We start from the raw sequence: 14,109 nt of genomic DNA on the forward strand, positions 1-14,109 counted from the left end.
AAGCGATGTCTATTAATCGCATCGCCTTCTATCATCTGGAAACGCTGCTCTGGATCGCCCGGCTCGGCACCTTTGCAGCAGCGGCGACGCGCCTCAACACCACCCAGCCCGCCATTTCCGCCCGTGTGCGCGAACTGGAAAGCCACCTCGGCACTGCGCTGTTCCGGCGGGAAGGCCGCACCATGGCGCTGACCCCGGCCGGCCGCGAACTGGTCCGCGAAAGCGAACCGCTCTGGGCCCGCTTCCAGGGCGTGCTGATGGGGTGCAGCGACATATCCGGCGCGACCGGCATCGTGCGCATCGGCGCAGGCGAGATCGCGGCGGCCAGTTGCCTGCCCGCTTTCGTCGCGCAACTGGGCCGTGACCTGCCGCAAGTGTCGCTGGAGGTCGACATCGCGCTGACCGTCGACCTGATCCAGCAACTCGCCTCCGGCCATGCCGACATCGCCTTTGCCGCCGGGCGGATCGCCCATCCGATGCTGCGTACCGCGCCGATCGGCAGCATCGACCTGCTCTGGCTGGCGCGCCCTTCGACAGTGGCGGCCATGGACGCCACCCAGACGCCGATCTGGTCGCTCTCCAACCTGTCGCCACTCTATCGCATCATGAAGGAAGCGATCGCCGCCTCGACGCTCGCGGACTGTCCGCTCAACATCTGCAACAATGTGCGCACGATGATCGATATCGTGCTGGAAGGTGGCGGGATCGGCATTTTCCCCGAACCCATGGTCCGGCATCAGGTGGCCGAAGGCCGGCTGCTTCCTCTCCCCGGCGCGCCGCCCATGCCCCCGGTCGATTTCCACGTCGCGGTCCGCGCCACCGAAGCCGACCCGCTGGTCCTCGCCATCTTCGACAGAGCAAGCCGGCTGGAGTTGCGAGGGGAAAGCCCGAACTGAAAACTGTCAGGCGACATGGTGGTTTTGGGTGGGTTGGCGACCGTCCGGTTTGGATGAGATAATCGACCATAGCTGACGCTGCGCGAAGAAAAATCGTTCGGCAACATTCGCCCAATTGCGGGTATTACGGAAACCCAGCTAACAACGTTTGCTCACAAATCGCTTGAAGGTATCCGATGGAGTTTCCCGACGGTCTGCTCAACCTATACCTCACTCATATAGGAGAGCCGTCCGAAAACCAGTTGCGGATCGTAGTGGCGGAGGGCCTGCTCGGCGAGCCGACTAAGATCGACATCGACGGTGCCGACTTGGGTGAAGGTCGGCCGATCCTTGTGACCGACGAGAGCCGGTCTTTCGAGCTACATTGGGACAACTACGTTGCGTACGCAGTCAGAAACGAGAGCTTCTGGAAGGGCGAGGATAACGAGTTGCCCCGAGGAAAGATGCTTGAGCGGCGCTTCGACACAGCATTCTTCCAATATGTCTCCGCTACCACATTCGCCGACGATGAATATCCGGGGCCACTAGAGCACTGGTCGCTGACCACGCTAAATCACTGCGTGGATGTGGTGAGCGTCGGTCCTCCGCGCGTAATGCTGAACACGTCTGGAGCTTGAACGTCGAGCTGGGGTCAATGTCCGCTTCCCAACACATTTGACTATTCGGCTTTCGACCTGCGCCCTTGATGAGCGGTGGGTATCAGGATGCGGATGGCAATGATCGAGCGTCCGCAAATGGTCGAACCCCGCCCTTCCCACAAATCGCTTTCCTACCCTGCAGCCCTCTGATCTACCCTGCGGAATGGCGCTGCTCGTCCAACGACAATCTCACGCGGAAGTCATCCGGCACCCGGCAATGGCATGGATGGCGCATGCCTGTCGCGTCGATGTTGCGTCACTGGCGCGCATGCGCGCCCCAATGGTCGCGTCCGTGATGCGTCGCAGGCGCGTCGCGAGAGCCTCGCGCGCGCTTCCGGCACCAATAGGCCGACAACGGTGTGAACTTCGCCTGTCGCGTCGCGGCTCAGATCAGCCCGGCCAGCGGGCTGGACGGATCGGCATAGAGCCGCTTGCCCATGCGCCCGGCGCGATAGGCCATGCGGCCCGCCTCGACGCCCGCCTTCATCGCGGCGGCCATCAGGATCGGGTCTTTCGCTTCGGCGATTGCCGTGTTCATCAATACGCCGGCGCAACCCAGTTCCATAGCCACGGTCGCTTCGGATGCGGTGCCCACGCCCGCATCGACCAGCACGGGCAGCTTGGTGCCCTCCACGATCAGGCGGATCGTCACCTTGTTCTGGATACCAAGGCCCGAACCGATTGGCGCGCCCAGCGGCATGATCGCCACCGCGCCCGCATCCTCCAATCGCTTGGCCGCGATCGGATCGTCCACGCAATAGACCATCGGCTTGAACCCTTCCTTGGCGAGGACTTCCGTAGCACGAAGAGTCTCGACCATATCCGGGTACAGCGTCCGCGCCTCACCCAGCACTTCCAGCTTCACCAGATCCCATCCGCCTGCCTCGCGCGCCAGACGCAGGGTACGGATCGCATCCTCCCCGGTGAAGCAGCCGGCGGTATTGGGCAGGTAGGTGATCTTTTTCGGATCGATAAAGTCCGTCAGCATCGGCGCCTTGGGGTCGCTCACATTGACCCGGCGCACCGCCACCGTGACGATCTCCGCGCCCGACGCCGCGACCGCCGCCGCATTCTGCTCGAAACTCTTATATTTGCCGGTGCCCACGATCAGGCGCGAACGGAAGGTCTTGCCTGCCACGGTCCAGCTATCGTCATCCACGCCGGTCACGTCGCCGCCACCCACAAAATGCACGATCTCCAGCTCGTCGCCATCCTCGACCTTGACCTGCGCCAGGGTCGAACGCGGGACGACCTCCAGATTGCGCTCGACCGCCACCTTTTCCGGCACGAAGCCCAGTTCGCTCGCAAGGTCTGCCAGAGTCAGGCCGTCGCGGATTCGGCGATGTTCGCCATTGATATGGATGGAGATGGTGCCGTCTATGCTCACTGCGCTGTCCCGGACAATAAGAAGTCTCGACTAGGCGAGACGGGAAGGGCTAAGGATCGTGCCGCATATAGGGGCGGCCTTGCCCGCCAAGCAACATCAGAAGGGTGCGCCATGGCCGACACACGCAAAATCTATGTCCTGAACGGCCCGAACCTCAACATGCTGGGCACCCGCGAGCCGGAAATTTACGGCTATGACACGCTGGATGACATTGCCGAACGGATGGAGGACGCGGCGGGCCGCGCTCATGTGGAAATCGTCTTCCACCAGTCGAACCATGAAGGCCATCTGATCGACTGGGTGCAGGAAGCCCATGCAGAAGGCGCCCATGCCATCATCATGAATCCGGGCGGCCTGACCCACACGTCGATTGCGCTGCATGATGCGATCAAGGCGGTGACCGTGCCGGTCATCGAAATTCACCTGTCCAACCCGCATGCGCGCGAGCCTTTCCGCCACAAAAGCTATGTCGGCATGGCGGCGAAGGGCACGATCGCGGGCTTTGGCCCCATGTCCTATATGCTGGCGCTGGAAGCCGCGCTGGAGCTGTAGAGCCACGCATCCCAACGCACGAAAGTTGCGCTTTGCCGTAAATGCGCATAGGCGCGGGCACCAGAAACGATATTCACCGGCCAGGAACTTCACATGACCGATAAACAAGAAAAGGGCGCAATGCAGGTGGACGTACAGCTGGTGCGCGATCTCGCTGCACTGCTGGACGACACCAACCTCACCGAAATCGAGGTGGAAGACGGCGATCGCAAGATCCGCGTCGCCCGCAAGGTCGGTGGCGTCCCCGCCGCCGTCTACGCCCCCGCCCCGGTCGCAGCGCCCGTTGCCGCCGCGCCGGTCGCGGCCCCTGCCGCCGCCGCACCGGCTGCCGAAGCGGCCGTGCCGTCGGGCAATGTGGTCAAGTCGCCGATCGTCGGCACCGCCTATCTGTCGGCCGAACCGGGCTCAGCCCCCTTCGCCCGCGTGGGCGCGCAGGTTGCCGCCGGCGAAACCATCCTGATCGTGGAAGCCATGAAGGTCATGAACGCAATCACCGCGCCGACCGCCGGCACGGTCAAGGCTGTTCTGGTCGATAATGGCCAGCCGGTCGAATATGACCAGCCGCTGATCGTCATCGAATAAGGCGCGAACCGCTTATGGCCATCGAGAAACTGCTGATCGCCAATCGCGGCGAGATCGCGCTCCGCATCCACCGCGCCTGTCATGAAATGGGCATCAAGACCGTCGCGGTGCACTCCACCGCCGACGCCGATGCCATGCATGTGCGCCTTGCCGACGAAGCGATCTGCATCGGGCCGCCCGCGGCCAAGGACAGCTATCTGAACGTCGCGGCGATCATTTCGGCGGCGGAAATCAGCGGCGCCGACGCGATCCATCCGGGCTATGGCTTCCTGTCGGAAAACGCCAAGTTCGCCGAAATCGTGGAAGCCCACGGCCTCGCCTTTGTCGGTCCCAAGCCCGAACATATCCGCACCATGGGCGACAAGATCGAGGCCAAGCGCACCGCCGGCGCGCTCGGCCTGCCTCTCGTCCCCGGTTCGGATGGCGCGGTCAGCGATGTCGAGGAAGCCAAGATCATAGCGGAAGCCGCCGGCTATCCCGTCATCATCAAGGCGGCATCGGGTGGCGGCGGTCGCGGCATGAAGGTCTGCACCTCGCCCGACCAGCTCGAAACGCTGATGCAGCAGGCGGGCTCGGAAGCGAAGGCCGCCTTTGGCGACGCCACCGTCTACATCGAAAAATATCTGGGCAATCCGCGCCACATCGAAATTCAGGTGTTTGGCGATGGCAATGGCAATGCCATCCATCTGGGCGAACGCGACTGCTCGCTCCAGCGCCGTCACCAGAAGGTGCTGGAAGAAGCCCCCTCACCCGTCCTGTCGCAGGCCGAGCGGGAACGGATCGGCGGCGTCTGTGCCAAGGCGATGGCCGACATGGGCTATCGCGGTGCGGGCACGATCGAATTCCTTTGGGAAAATGGCGAATTCTACTTCATCGAGATGAACACCCGGCTTCAGGTGGAACATCCGGTGACGGAGATGATCACCGGCCTCGACCTGGTGCGCGAACAGATTCGCGTTGCCGAAGGCAAGCCGCTTTCCGTGAATCAGGAAGACATCCGCTTCACCGGCCATGCGATCGAATGCCGCATCAACGCCGAAGATCCCAAGACCTTCGCCCCCTCGCCGGGCACCGTCACCAGCTATCATGTTCCGGGCGGCATGCATGTCCGCGTCGATAGCGGCCTGTATCAGGGCTATAAGGTGCCGCCTTATTATGACTCCATGATCGGCAAGCTGATCGTCTATGGCCGCACCCGCGAGGGCGCGATCATGCGGTTGAAGCGCGCGCTGGAGGAATATGTGATCGAAGGGATGAAGACCACCATCCCGCTGCATCAGGCATTGCTGCGCGATCCGGACTTCTTGGACGGCAACTACACGATCAAATGGCTGGAAGAATGGCTCGCCCGCGAGGATCAGGCCTGAGATCCAGCCTTCCAGCTTGCACGATTCCATATTTCGAATAATATCGAAATATGGAATCGGATCGTGTCATTGATGGACTGAGCGCCTTGGCGCATCCCACCCGGCTGGCGCTGTTCCGCCTGCTGGCCGTGAGCGAAGAGGCAGAAGGGCTTGCCGCTGGCGACATTGCCGCCCGGCTGGGCATAGCGCCCTCCACCCTGTCGCACCATCTTGCAACGCTCGAAAGACCGGGCCTTATTCGCTGCACGCGGCAGCAACGTCACCTGCTCTACGCCGTCAATCCGCCCGTCATCCGCAGCCTTCTGACCTTCCTGACCGATCAATGCTGTGGTGGTCGGCCTGATCTGTGCGGCGCTGCGACCGGTTCAGGTGGAATCACCGCGTGAAAAGGATCGCCGCCGCCGAAGCACTTGGAACAGCCCTGCTGGTATCCACCGTGGTCGGCTCGGGCATCATGGCCGCACGACTTTCTGCCCAGAATATGGGTGTCGCCCTGCTGGCTAACAGCATCGCCACCGGCGCCATGCTCTATCTGCTCATCACCCTGCTTGCCCCGTTCAGCGGCGCGCATTTCAATCCGGTCGTTACGCTGCTGCTTGCCCCAAGCCGCGAATGGACGGCCCGCATCACTGCTCAGCTTGGCGGCGGGATGTGCGGCACGATGATCGCGCAAACCATGTTCGGGTTGCCAACGCTTCAGCCTGGCGCGACCCCTCGCACCGGCCCTGCAATCTGGCTTGCCGAAGCGATCGCGACCTTCGGCCTGCTCCTGACGATCCGTCTGGGTGCGACATTACGTCCTTCGGCCGTGCCAGGGCTGGTTGCGGCATGGATCGTTGCCGCTTACTGGTTCACATCCTCTACCAGCTTCGCCAATCCCGCCGTGACCATAGCCCGCGCACTGACCGACAGTTTCGCTGGCATAAGGCCCTTCGACGTGCCGCCATTCATTGCAGCACAATTTGCCGGTGCTTGGCTGGGCCATCATGTCGCCGGATGGCTGCTCGCCGCACCCGTTCCCCTCCAGACACAGGAAAGTCAGACCCCATGAAAGCCACCATCTGGCATAACCCCAAATGCGGCACCTCGCGCAAGACGCTGGCGATCCTTGAGGAAACGCCGGGCGTCGAGGTCGAGGTGATCGAATATCTCAAGACGCCCTACAGCCGGGCGAAGCTGGTCCAGTTATTCGCCGACGCCGGGATGACCCCAACCGAAGCGGTTCGCAAGATGGGCACCGATGCCGAGGAGCGCGGACTGCCGGACATGACGGCGGACGCGATCCTGGACGAAATGGCGGCCAATCCGGCCTATGTGAACCGCCCCTTTGTCGAAACCGAAAAGGGCGTGCGCTTCTGCCGTCCTCAGGACAAGGTTCTGGAAATACTCTGACAGGCAAAGGGGGCGGATCAATGGTCCGCCCCCTTTTATGCCACTCAATAATGATAGCGCAGCGTGAAGGTGACGTTGCGCGGCTCACCATAAGCCAGCTGGTTGTAGAAGCCGATCTGCGAATAATATGTCTTGTCGAACAGGTTATCGACATTGACCTGCGCCGACAGTCCCTTCGCAAATTCATAACGGCCCATCAGGTTGACCAGCGCATAGGGTTTCACCTCCAGCCGTTCGGCCACGCCCGTCGCCGGGTTGGTCGAATCCGTGTAGCTCAGCCCTTCCCAGTTGACGCCGCCACCGATCGTCAGCCCCTGAAGCGAGCCGGCAAAATCATAGGTGGTGAACAGGCGCAGCAGCTTCTGCGCAAACAGCGTGTTGACGCGATTGCCGTCTGCATCCTTGGCCTTGAACTGGGTATAATTGCCTGCGACCGACCAGCCCGGCAGGATTTCACCATTGGCTTCGACCTCGAAACCGGTGCTGCGCGCACCCTTTGCGGCGTAGGAGGCTTCAAATATGGTGCCGGGGATCAGATAGCCGGTATCCGCCTGCGCCAGATTGTCCTGCTCGATGCGAAAGATGGAAATGGCGGTATTGAGCGCACCATTGAAGAAGCTGCTCTTCAGGCCGCCTTCATAATTATTCCCGGTGATCGGCGGCAAGAAATCGCCATTGCGGTCCTGCGCGCTCTGCGGCTGAAAAATCTTCGTGAAGCTCGCATAGACGGTATGATTGGCAGTGATGTCGTACAGCGCACCGACATAGGGCAGCAGGCGGTTCTTGTCGCCAAAGTCGATCACCGTGCCATAGGATACACCCGTGCGCTCCCAACTGCTCAGACGGCCGCCAACGATGATCTTCAGCGGATCGCTGATCGACAGGCGGGTAGCAGCGAAATAACCCCATTGTTTCGTGGTCTGATCCAGGTCGTGCGAAAGGGTGCTGCTCCACTGCGGCTCGGCGATCGATCCGTCCCAATTGTTAAAGTCCCCCACCGACAGCGCATTGAGGGCCGACCGGCTGTAGAAATCTTGCTGCTGTCGCGCATAGCTGGCGCCCAGGATCAAGTCATGGTCGCGACCGAACAGTTGGTATGTGCCGGTCAGCCGGGCGCCGACATCCGCCTGTTCCAGCTTGCCCATGTAGTTGGCCGCAAAGGCGCCAAGACCCAGGCCCGTAGAGCGATCCGGCGAGCCGAACAGGTAGAGCAACTGCATGTCGCTCTCGTTGATCGAATAATTGCCATAGAGCTTCAGCGTCCAGTCGGCTCCGATCTGCTGCGTCAGATTGGCGAAATAGGTCTGGTTGATGGATGCCCAGCGGGTCCAGTCGGCGCCGATCGTCTTCGACCGCTTCCAGTCGGTGCGGCTGCCATCGGCATACCAGACCGGCAGGCCGCCCCATTGGGTACCGCGCGGGCTGTTATCCTGATAACTGGCCCCGAAGCTGACATGGGTATCGGGCGTCAGGTCGCCATCGATCACGCCATACAGCACCAGCTTTTTATTGCGCAGCAGGTCGGTGAAGCTATCCCCTTCCTCATATTTGGCGACCACGCGGGCACGAATGGCGCCATCGCTCGACAAAGGGGATGAAATGTCCGCCATCGCAAAATAATTGTCCCAGCGGCTAGCCGCGGCGGTGACGGTTGCGGTGAAATGGTCGCTGTCTGCATGTTTGCGGATCAGGTTGATCGATGCCGATGGATTGCCGGCTCCGGTCATCAGGCCGGTTGCACCGCGCACGATCTCGACCCGCTCGTACAGGGCAATGTCGATCTCCGACTCACCCGCACTATAGGCCGAATCCCACTGCACCGGGATGCCGTCGATCTGATAATTGTCGATCTCGAACCCGCGCGCCGAAAAGCCGTTGCGGGCGCTGTCGAAGGATTTGGCGGACACGCCGGCTGCATTGTTGATGACATCGCTCAATGTACGGATTGCCTGATTTTCCATGCGCTGCGCCGTCATCACCGTCACCGACTGCGGGGTTTCTCGCAGCGACAGGTTGAGGCCCGTGGCAGAGCCCAGCTTGTCGCTGGTGGTGTAAGAACCCGTCACGACGATCTGATCCTCGTCGGGCGTGTCGGCAGCGGCCGTTTGCGCCTAGACGGGCGTTGCGAACGACAGAAGCAGGGCCAGCGACGATGCGCTCCCTAGTGACAAGGTGAAAATGCGCGACGTCGACATAGGATGCCCCCCGATGGACATGAAATTATGATATTGCGAATGATTCGCGTATCGGGCTATGCGATTGGCCCGTCTGGCTGTCAATCGGCGCCAGCGTACATATTTGTCACCTTCGCGTAACAAAGCCATGATTTGAGCGCTTGCTTTGACGGGAGGACAAACTAGCCTCCCAATCATGGCAAAGGAACCGGCATTGGCGACCATCGCCGTCTACAGCCTCAAGGGCGGCGTGGGTAAGACCACCTTCGCGATCAACCTCGCCTGGGCATCGGCCTGCATTTCGAAGCGGCGGACACTTTTGTGGGATCTCGATCCGCAGGCGGCGTCGAGCTGGCTGCTGTCCACCGACATGGAAAGTCGCGATGCGGCGCATGCGATCTTCAGCAAGGATGTCGACGTCCGCAAGCTGATCCAGCCGTCCACCGTGCCCGGCCTCGATCTGATTGCTGCCGACACATCGCTGCGCAGCCTCGACCATCTGTTCCGCGAAATGGACAAGAAGAAGCGGCTCGCCAAACTCATCGACAGCCTGGGTCGTGACTATGACCGGATCATCCTCGACTGCCCGCCGGGCCTGACCGAAACCAGCGAGCAGGTTCTGCGCGCCGCCGATATGATCGTGATCCCGGTCATCCCCTCCCCCCTGTCGCAGCGGGCCATGGGCGAGGTTGCCCGTTATCTGGTGCAACGTGGCGGCAGTCATGCCCCGATCCTGCCTGTCTATTCGATGGTTGACCGGCGTCGCAGCCTGCATCGCGCGGCGCTGGAGAGCCAGTCGGGCTGGCACGCCATTCCGATGGCGAGCACGATCGAGCAGATGACGGTACGCCGCAAGCCGCTCGGCGCCTTCGCCCCGACATCGCCGCCAGCAGAGGCGTTCGCGGCGCTGTGGACACAGGTGGAACGGCAATTGCTGGCGAAGTGAGCCGTGCCTTAGCCCATTGCCATCAGTTGCGGCGGCGGAAATAGGCGGGCCGCGTCCTCTGGCAACATCGGCCGACCGAAATAATAGCCCTGCACCTTCTTGCAACCCAGGCGACGGACCATCTGTAGTTCGGCCTCCGTTTCCACCCCTTCGGCCGTGGTCGTCATACCCAGGCTGTCGGCCAGCGTCACGACCGCGCGAATGATCGCCAGGCTTTCCGCCGTATTTTTCGACGCACCGACGACGAAGCTACGGTCGATCTTGATAGTGTTGAACCGGGTACGGCTGAGATAGCCGAGCGAACTGTAGCCCGTGCCGAAATCGTCAAGCGACAGCTGGATACCAAGGCCAAGCAGTTGATCCAGCACCTTCAGTGCGCCCGTATCCTCGCCCAGGAAGACACTTTCAGTGACCTCCAGCTCCAGCCTTCGCGCCTCAAGTCCGCTCTGCGCCAAAGCCGAGCTGACGGCCGAAACGAAGCTGGGATGGGCCAGTTGCTCGGCGGAAACGTTTACCGCGATGCGGATATCCTCCGGCCAGTTTGCCGCTTCCATGCAGGCTGTACGCAGCACCCATTCGCCGATCGGTGCGATCAGCCGCGCCTCCTCTGCCACCGGAACGAACTTGACCGGCGAGATCGGTCCCAGTTGCGGATGGGTCCAGCGCACCAGCGCCTCGAACCCCAGAACCACACCCTGTTCGGCATCAACCACCGGCTGATAGAGAACGTGCAACTGGTCCTTTTCCAGTGCATCGCGCAGCGCGAGTTCCAACTGCCGCCGCTCCTCCGCCTGGGCATGTAGCTGCGGTTCATAGGCGCGGTGGGCCCCGCCGCCATCATCCTTGGCCCGATACAGCGCCAGATCGGCGCTGCGGATCAAGGCTTCGGATTCGCGTCCATCCATCGGCGAAAGCGCCGACCCAACAGAGGCGCCCACATGCAGGACATGCTGGTCGACCTGATAAGGGGCCGACAAGGCACCGATGATGGCCGACGCAAGCCGCGGAATGACCGCACCGTCCGCAACATGGGGCAGGACCACGGCAAATTCGTCACCGCCAATCCGGCCACAAAATTCGCCGGCGTCGCATACCTGCCGGAGGCGACGGGCCACCTGGCTCAGCAGCTTGTCGCCGGTCTGGTGGCCCAACGTGTCGTTGATCGCCTTGAACCGGTCGAGGTCGATCATCAGGAAGCCGCAGCCGGGTGAGCGCCCGCGCGCGGCGTCCATCGCCTGATCCAGCACTTCGCGCAAATGGCTGCGATTGGGCAGGCCTGTCAGCGGATCAAAACGCGCCAACTGGGCGATCTTGTCCGCCGATTCGCGTTGCGCAGTGACATCGGAACCAACCCCGCGAAAGCCCTGAAACACGCCATTGTCATCATGGCGGGGCGATGCGGACAATTCCCACCAGCGCCATTGCCCCTTGATCTCGACCGGCAGGACGAGATTGCTGAAACTCTCGCGACGCTTGAGATGATCGGCCAGACTGTGCAGTCCGGCGGCGAAACGGCCATTGTCCCAGCCGCTGCCGGCCAATATCTGGACCAGTGACACCCCTTCCAGCTGCGCGGGTTCCATGCCGAGTGTCTCTGCAAAACGCTCGGACACGCCGCTGATTCGCCGTAGCGCATCGGTCTGCCACAGCCAGTCGGACCCGCCCCCCTCATATTCGCGCAGCAACAGGCTTACCACTTCGCTCTTTTCGGCGAGCTGAGCGGTGGTACTGTGCTGGCGGGCGAAGGTCCGGGCATAGATGAAGCAGCCGGCGAGCAGGGACAGCGCGTAGCTGGTCGCGAGCGCCCGGAGCGGCAACTGCCCATGGTCGTCGAACATGCCGAACAGGCCAAGGATGCAGGGGGCGAGATAGGCCGTGGCAGAAAGCGGGGTCGCGGCATAGCTGATCGCACCACAAACCATGATGCAACTGACCAGCGTCCACAACGCGACCAGTTCGGACGTCTGACCGGAGCGGGAAATCAATGCCATGCAAGCCGCCCAGACGAGCCCCTGAAGCAATGCGCAAATCGCATGGCTGCGAAGGTCCGCTGGGCCTAGGTCGCCATGGCTGGCGCGACGGCGATGCTGGCCCAAACCAATCGCGACGGTCGTGGCGACAATGAGCCCCAGGCTCCAGCCGGCCAGCAGCATCGGCGGGCAGCAGTGCGAAAAGACCTGCCACAGGAACAGCAGGCCGCAGATGTTCATGCCATGACGCAGGATGGCGACGCTGTCCACGGAGCGCAGCTGCGCCTCCAGCACCCGCATGCCGGCCTCGTCCGTCACGGACGACAGTCCCATCATCGCCCGAAGCGATGCACGTTCCTGACGATCCGGCTCTTCGCTCTGATCGATCTTGCTACCCACATGGCTGCGTTAACAGCCATGTGTTAGCAATCGGTAACCTTAAGCGGCGATATCGTAGGGCCGGATTTCGCCGGTGAGATAGAGGTTGCGCGCCTTTGATCGGCTGAGCTTGCCCGAAGATGTGCGCGGCAGGGTGCGCGGCGGCACCAGTTCGACGACGCAGTTCATGCCGGTAATGGCGCGAACCCGCTCGCGAATCTGGTCGCGCAGGCGCGAACGTTCTTCATTGTCGGAGGTGCGGCAATGGACCAGCACCGCAGGCGCTTCCTCGCCGCCGGGAGTCGTGATCGCGAAGGCGGCAATGTCGCCCTGCTTGAAGCCGGGCAACTGTTCCACGGCCCATTCGATATCCTGCGGCCAGTGATTCTTGCCGTTGATGATGATCATGTCCTTGGCGCGGCCGACAATGTAGAGATAGCCGTCGGACAAATAGCCCATGTCGCCCGTGTCCAGCCAGCCGTCAGCCATGCAGGCGTCGGTCGCCGCCTGATCGCGGAAATAGCCGACCATCAGCGACGGCCCGGTGGTCCATACCTTGCCGATCTGGCGCTCGTTCATCAGGCCGCCATCCTCGTCGCGGATTTCCACGACCATGTCCTTGGCCGGCTTGCCGCAATTGACGATGGAGCGGAAACGCTGCGGACGGCCTTCGGGCGCGTCGCCGCCCGACAGGTCGGTTTCCTCGACCAGTTCGACGATGATGCCCTCGCCCGGCGGCATGATGGTGACGGCCAAAGTCGCTTCAGCGAGGCCGTAGCTGGGCAGGAACGCCTTGGGGCTGAAACCGGCGTCGGCAAAGGCGTCGACGAAGCTCTGCATCACGTCGGGGCGGATCATGTCGGCGCCATTGCCGGCAAGGCGCCACCGCGACAGGTCGAAACGGTCCTGCGCCTTGGTCTGGCTGGACATGCGGCGGGCGCAAATGTCGTAGCCGAAGGTCGGCGAATAGCTGATCGAGGTGCCGGTGTTCCGACTGATAAGATCCAGCCAGGCCAGCGGACGGCGGGCAAAATCCTCCGTCTTCATGTAATCGGTCGATACCTGGTTGGCGACCGGCGACAGGAAGCAGCCGACCAGACCCATGTCATGATACCAGGGCAGCCAGCTGATGCAGCGATCGCTGTCCTGCACCTGCATGCCATGGCTGTGCGCCGACAGGTTGCTGAGAAGCGCATGATGCGTCACCGCGACGCCATGGGGGAAGCGGGTGGAGCCGCTCGAATATTGCAGATAGGCGATTTCGTGCGGCTGCGCCTGGGGCAGGTCGACAGGGATGGCTTCGCGCGCCAGAAAATCCTCGAACGCGATGCTCTCGACAGACTTCTGGCGGCCGGACTCGCCCGCCATCTCTTCCAGTTCCTTGGGGAAAAGGAAGAGCATCGGGTCGCAGCTGGACAGCTGGACATTGAGCTGGTCGATATAGCTTTCCTTGCCGCCGAAGCTGGTCGGCAGCGGCAGCGGCACCGGCCATGCGCCGGCATAAACGATGCCGAAGAAGAGCGTCGCGAAGTCCGGGCCGGTTTCGGCGACCAGTGCGATGCGGTCCTGCGGTTTGACGCCATGGGCAATCAGGCGATGCGCGCAGGCGACGGCATCGGCGCGCAACTCGCTGAACGGATAGGGCCGCGCCAGATTGCCACGGGCATCGTGGAAATTCAGGCCACGTTTGCCCTGCGCCGCATAGTCCAGCGCTTCGCCCAGCGTCTCGAAATCCGAGAAGCGGCGTGGCAGATCATCTATGGTCGGCGTCGGTGCCATCATCTCTTGCGAACCCGTCATATTGGTTTCACCCAATGTCTTAAAACT

The 14,109-nt window shown here is 62.2% G+C and carries 13 protein-coding genes; 9 read left to right on the forward strand and 4 right to left on the reverse strand.

From position 1 onward, the window contains the following. The first annotated feature begins 5 nt into the window (after nucleotides 1-5). Nucleotides 6-896: a LysR family transcriptional regulator gene (locus ACNHGR_RS10360; RefSeq protein WP_475285894.1), complete on the forward strand. Its 891-nt coding sequence runs from the start codon at nucleotides 6-8 to the stop codon at nucleotides 894-896. Between the two features lie 176 nt (nucleotides 897-1,072). Then, the gene (locus ACNHGR_RS10365; RefSeq protein WP_184265814.1) at nucleotides 1,073-1,513 is read left to right on the forward strand and encodes a hypothetical protein; all 441 of its coding nucleotides are present in this window, start codon (nucleotides 1,073-1,075) and stop codon (nucleotides 1,511-1,513) included. Between the two features lie 406 nt (nucleotides 1,514-1,919). On the opposite strand, the gene thiS is transcribed toward ACNHGR_RS10365, so the two are convergent. Continuing rightward, a complete protein-coding gene (thiS, locus tag ACNHGR_RS10370) occupies nucleotides 1,920-2,921 on the reverse strand; it encodes a sulfur carrier protein ThiS (RefSeq protein WP_475285896.1) in 1,002 nt (333 codons plus the stop codon). 111 nt (nucleotides 2,922-3,032) lie between these two features. Here thiS and aroQ point away from each other — a divergent pair, with 111 nt between their 5' ends. The 6 genes from aroQ to ACNHGR_RS10400 all read left to right on the forward strand — a co-directional run bounded on the left by aroQ (nucleotide 3,033) and on the right by ACNHGR_RS10400 (nucleotide 6,814). Continuing rightward, complete coding sequence (aroQ, locus tag ACNHGR_RS10375; protein WP_184267037.1) at nucleotides 3,033-3,473, forward strand: type II 3-dehydroquinate dehydratase; 441 nt, start codon at nucleotides 3,033-3,035, stop codon at nucleotides 3,471-3,473. A gap of 93 nt (nucleotides 3,474-3,566) precedes the next feature. Beyond that, complete coding sequence (gene accB / locus ACNHGR_RS10380; RefSeq protein WP_184267039.1) at nucleotides 3,567-4,055, forward strand: acetyl-CoA carboxylase biotin carboxyl carrier protein; 489 nt, start codon at nucleotides 3,567-3,569, stop codon at nucleotides 4,053-4,055. Nucleotides 4,056-4,069: 14 nt separating this feature from the next. Beyond that, the gene (gene accC, locus ACNHGR_RS10385) at nucleotides 4,070-5,422 is read left to right on the forward strand and encodes an acetyl-CoA carboxylase biotin carboxylase subunit (protein ID WP_475285899.1); all 1,353 of its coding nucleotides are present in this window, start codon (nucleotides 4,070-4,072) and stop codon (nucleotides 5,420-5,422) included. A gap of 86 nt (nucleotides 5,423-5,508) precedes the next feature. Then, nucleotides 5,509-5,808, forward strand: a complete 300-nt coding sequence (locus tag ACNHGR_RS10390) for an ArsR/SmtB family transcription factor (RefSeq protein ID WP_475285901.1) — start codon at nucleotides 5,509-5,511, stop codon at nucleotides 5,806-5,808. Beyond that, nucleotides 5,805-6,473, forward strand: a complete 669-nt coding sequence (locus tag ACNHGR_RS10395; RefSeq protein WP_475285902.1) for an aquaporin — start codon at nucleotides 5,805-5,807, stop codon at nucleotides 6,471-6,473. Before ACNHGR_RS10390 ends, ACNHGR_RS10395 begins: the two co-directional genes overlap by 4 nt. Continuing rightward, the gene (locus tag ACNHGR_RS10400; protein ID WP_475285904.1) at nucleotides 6,470-6,814 is read left to right on the forward strand and encodes an arsenate reductase family protein; all 345 of its coding nucleotides are present in this window, start codon (nucleotides 6,470-6,472) and stop codon (nucleotides 6,812-6,814) included. The genes ACNHGR_RS10395 and ACNHGR_RS10400 overlap by 4 nt, the downstream gene beginning before the upstream one ends. 44 nt (nucleotides 6,815-6,858) lie before the next feature. Here ACNHGR_RS10400 and ACNHGR_RS10405 read toward each other — a convergent pair whose 3' ends face one another. After that, nucleotides 6,859-8,880, reverse strand: coding sequence for a TonB-dependent siderophore receptor (locus ACNHGR_RS10405; protein ID WP_475285906.1), 2,022 nt, complete (start codon nucleotides 8,878-8,880; stop codon nucleotides 6,859-6,861). Between the two features lie 304 nt (nucleotides 8,881-9,184). On the opposite strand from ACNHGR_RS10405, the gene ACNHGR_RS10410 reads away from it, so the two are divergent. After that, on the forward strand, nucleotides 9,185-9,934 hold the full coding sequence (locus ACNHGR_RS10410; RefSeq protein ID WP_475285908.1) for a ParA family protein: 750 nt from the start codon (nucleotides 9,185-9,187) through the stop codon (nucleotides 9,932-9,934). An 8-nt stretch (nucleotides 9,935-9,942) separates the two neighbouring features. On the opposite strand, the gene ACNHGR_RS10415 is transcribed toward ACNHGR_RS10410, so the two are convergent. Both ACNHGR_RS10415 and ACNHGR_RS10420 read right to left on the reverse strand, forming a co-directional pair. Continuing rightward, complete coding sequence (locus tag ACNHGR_RS10415; RefSeq protein WP_475288391.1) at nucleotides 9,943-12,240, reverse strand: putative bifunctional diguanylate cyclase/phosphodiesterase; 2,298 nt, start codon at nucleotides 12,238-12,240, stop codon at nucleotides 9,943-9,945. A 102-nt stretch (nucleotides 12,241-12,342) separates the two neighbouring features. Next, nucleotides 12,343-14,064 carry a fatty acyl-AMP ligase gene (locus ACNHGR_RS10420; RefSeq protein ID WP_184271994.1) on the reverse strand — a complete coding sequence of 574 codons (1,722 nt, stop codon included), beginning with the start codon at nucleotides 14,062-14,064 and terminating at the stop codon, nucleotides 12,343-12,345. Nucleotides 14,065-14,109 lie beyond the last annotated feature (45 nt).

The sequence above is a fragment of the Sphingobium sp. RS1 genome (genome assembly GCF_056156825.1).

Excerpts from the sequence above, each read along its gene's own strand:
- ACNHGR_RS10360 (WP_475285894.1), top strand. The coding sequence starts at position 6 with ATGTCTATTAATCGCATCGCCTTCTATCATCTGGAAACGCTGCTCTGG.
- ACNHGR_RS10365 (WP_184265814.1), top strand. The coding sequence starts at position 1,073 with ATGGAGTTTCCCGACGGTCTGCTCAACCTATACCTCACTCATATAGGA.
- aroQ (WP_184267037.1), top strand. The coding sequence starts at position 3,033 with ATGGCCGACACACGCAAAATCTATGTCCTGAACGGCCCGAACCTCAAC.
- accB (WP_184267039.1), top strand. The coding sequence starts at position 3,567 with ATGACCGATAAACAAGAAAAGGGCGCAATGCAGGTGGACGTACAGCTG.
- accC (WP_475285899.1), top strand. The coding sequence starts at position 4,070 with ATGGCCATCGAGAAACTGCTGATCGCCAATCGCGGCGAGATCGCGCTC.
- ACNHGR_RS10400 (WP_475285904.1), top strand. The coding sequence starts at position 6,470 with ATGAAAGCCACCATCTGGCATAACCCCAAATGCGGCACCTCGCGCAAG.
- ACNHGR_RS10410 (WP_475285908.1), top strand. The coding sequence starts at position 9,185 with ATGGCAAAGGAACCGGCATTGGCGACCATCGCCGTCTACAGCCTCAAG.
- ACNHGR_RS10415 (WP_475288391.1), bottom strand. The coding sequence starts at position 12,240 with ATGATGGGACTGTCGTCCGTGACGGACGAGGCCGGCATGCGGGTGCTG.
- ACNHGR_RS10420 (WP_184271994.1), bottom strand. The coding sequence starts at position 14,064 with ATGATGGCACCGACGCCGACCATAGATGATCTGCCACGCCGCTTCTCG.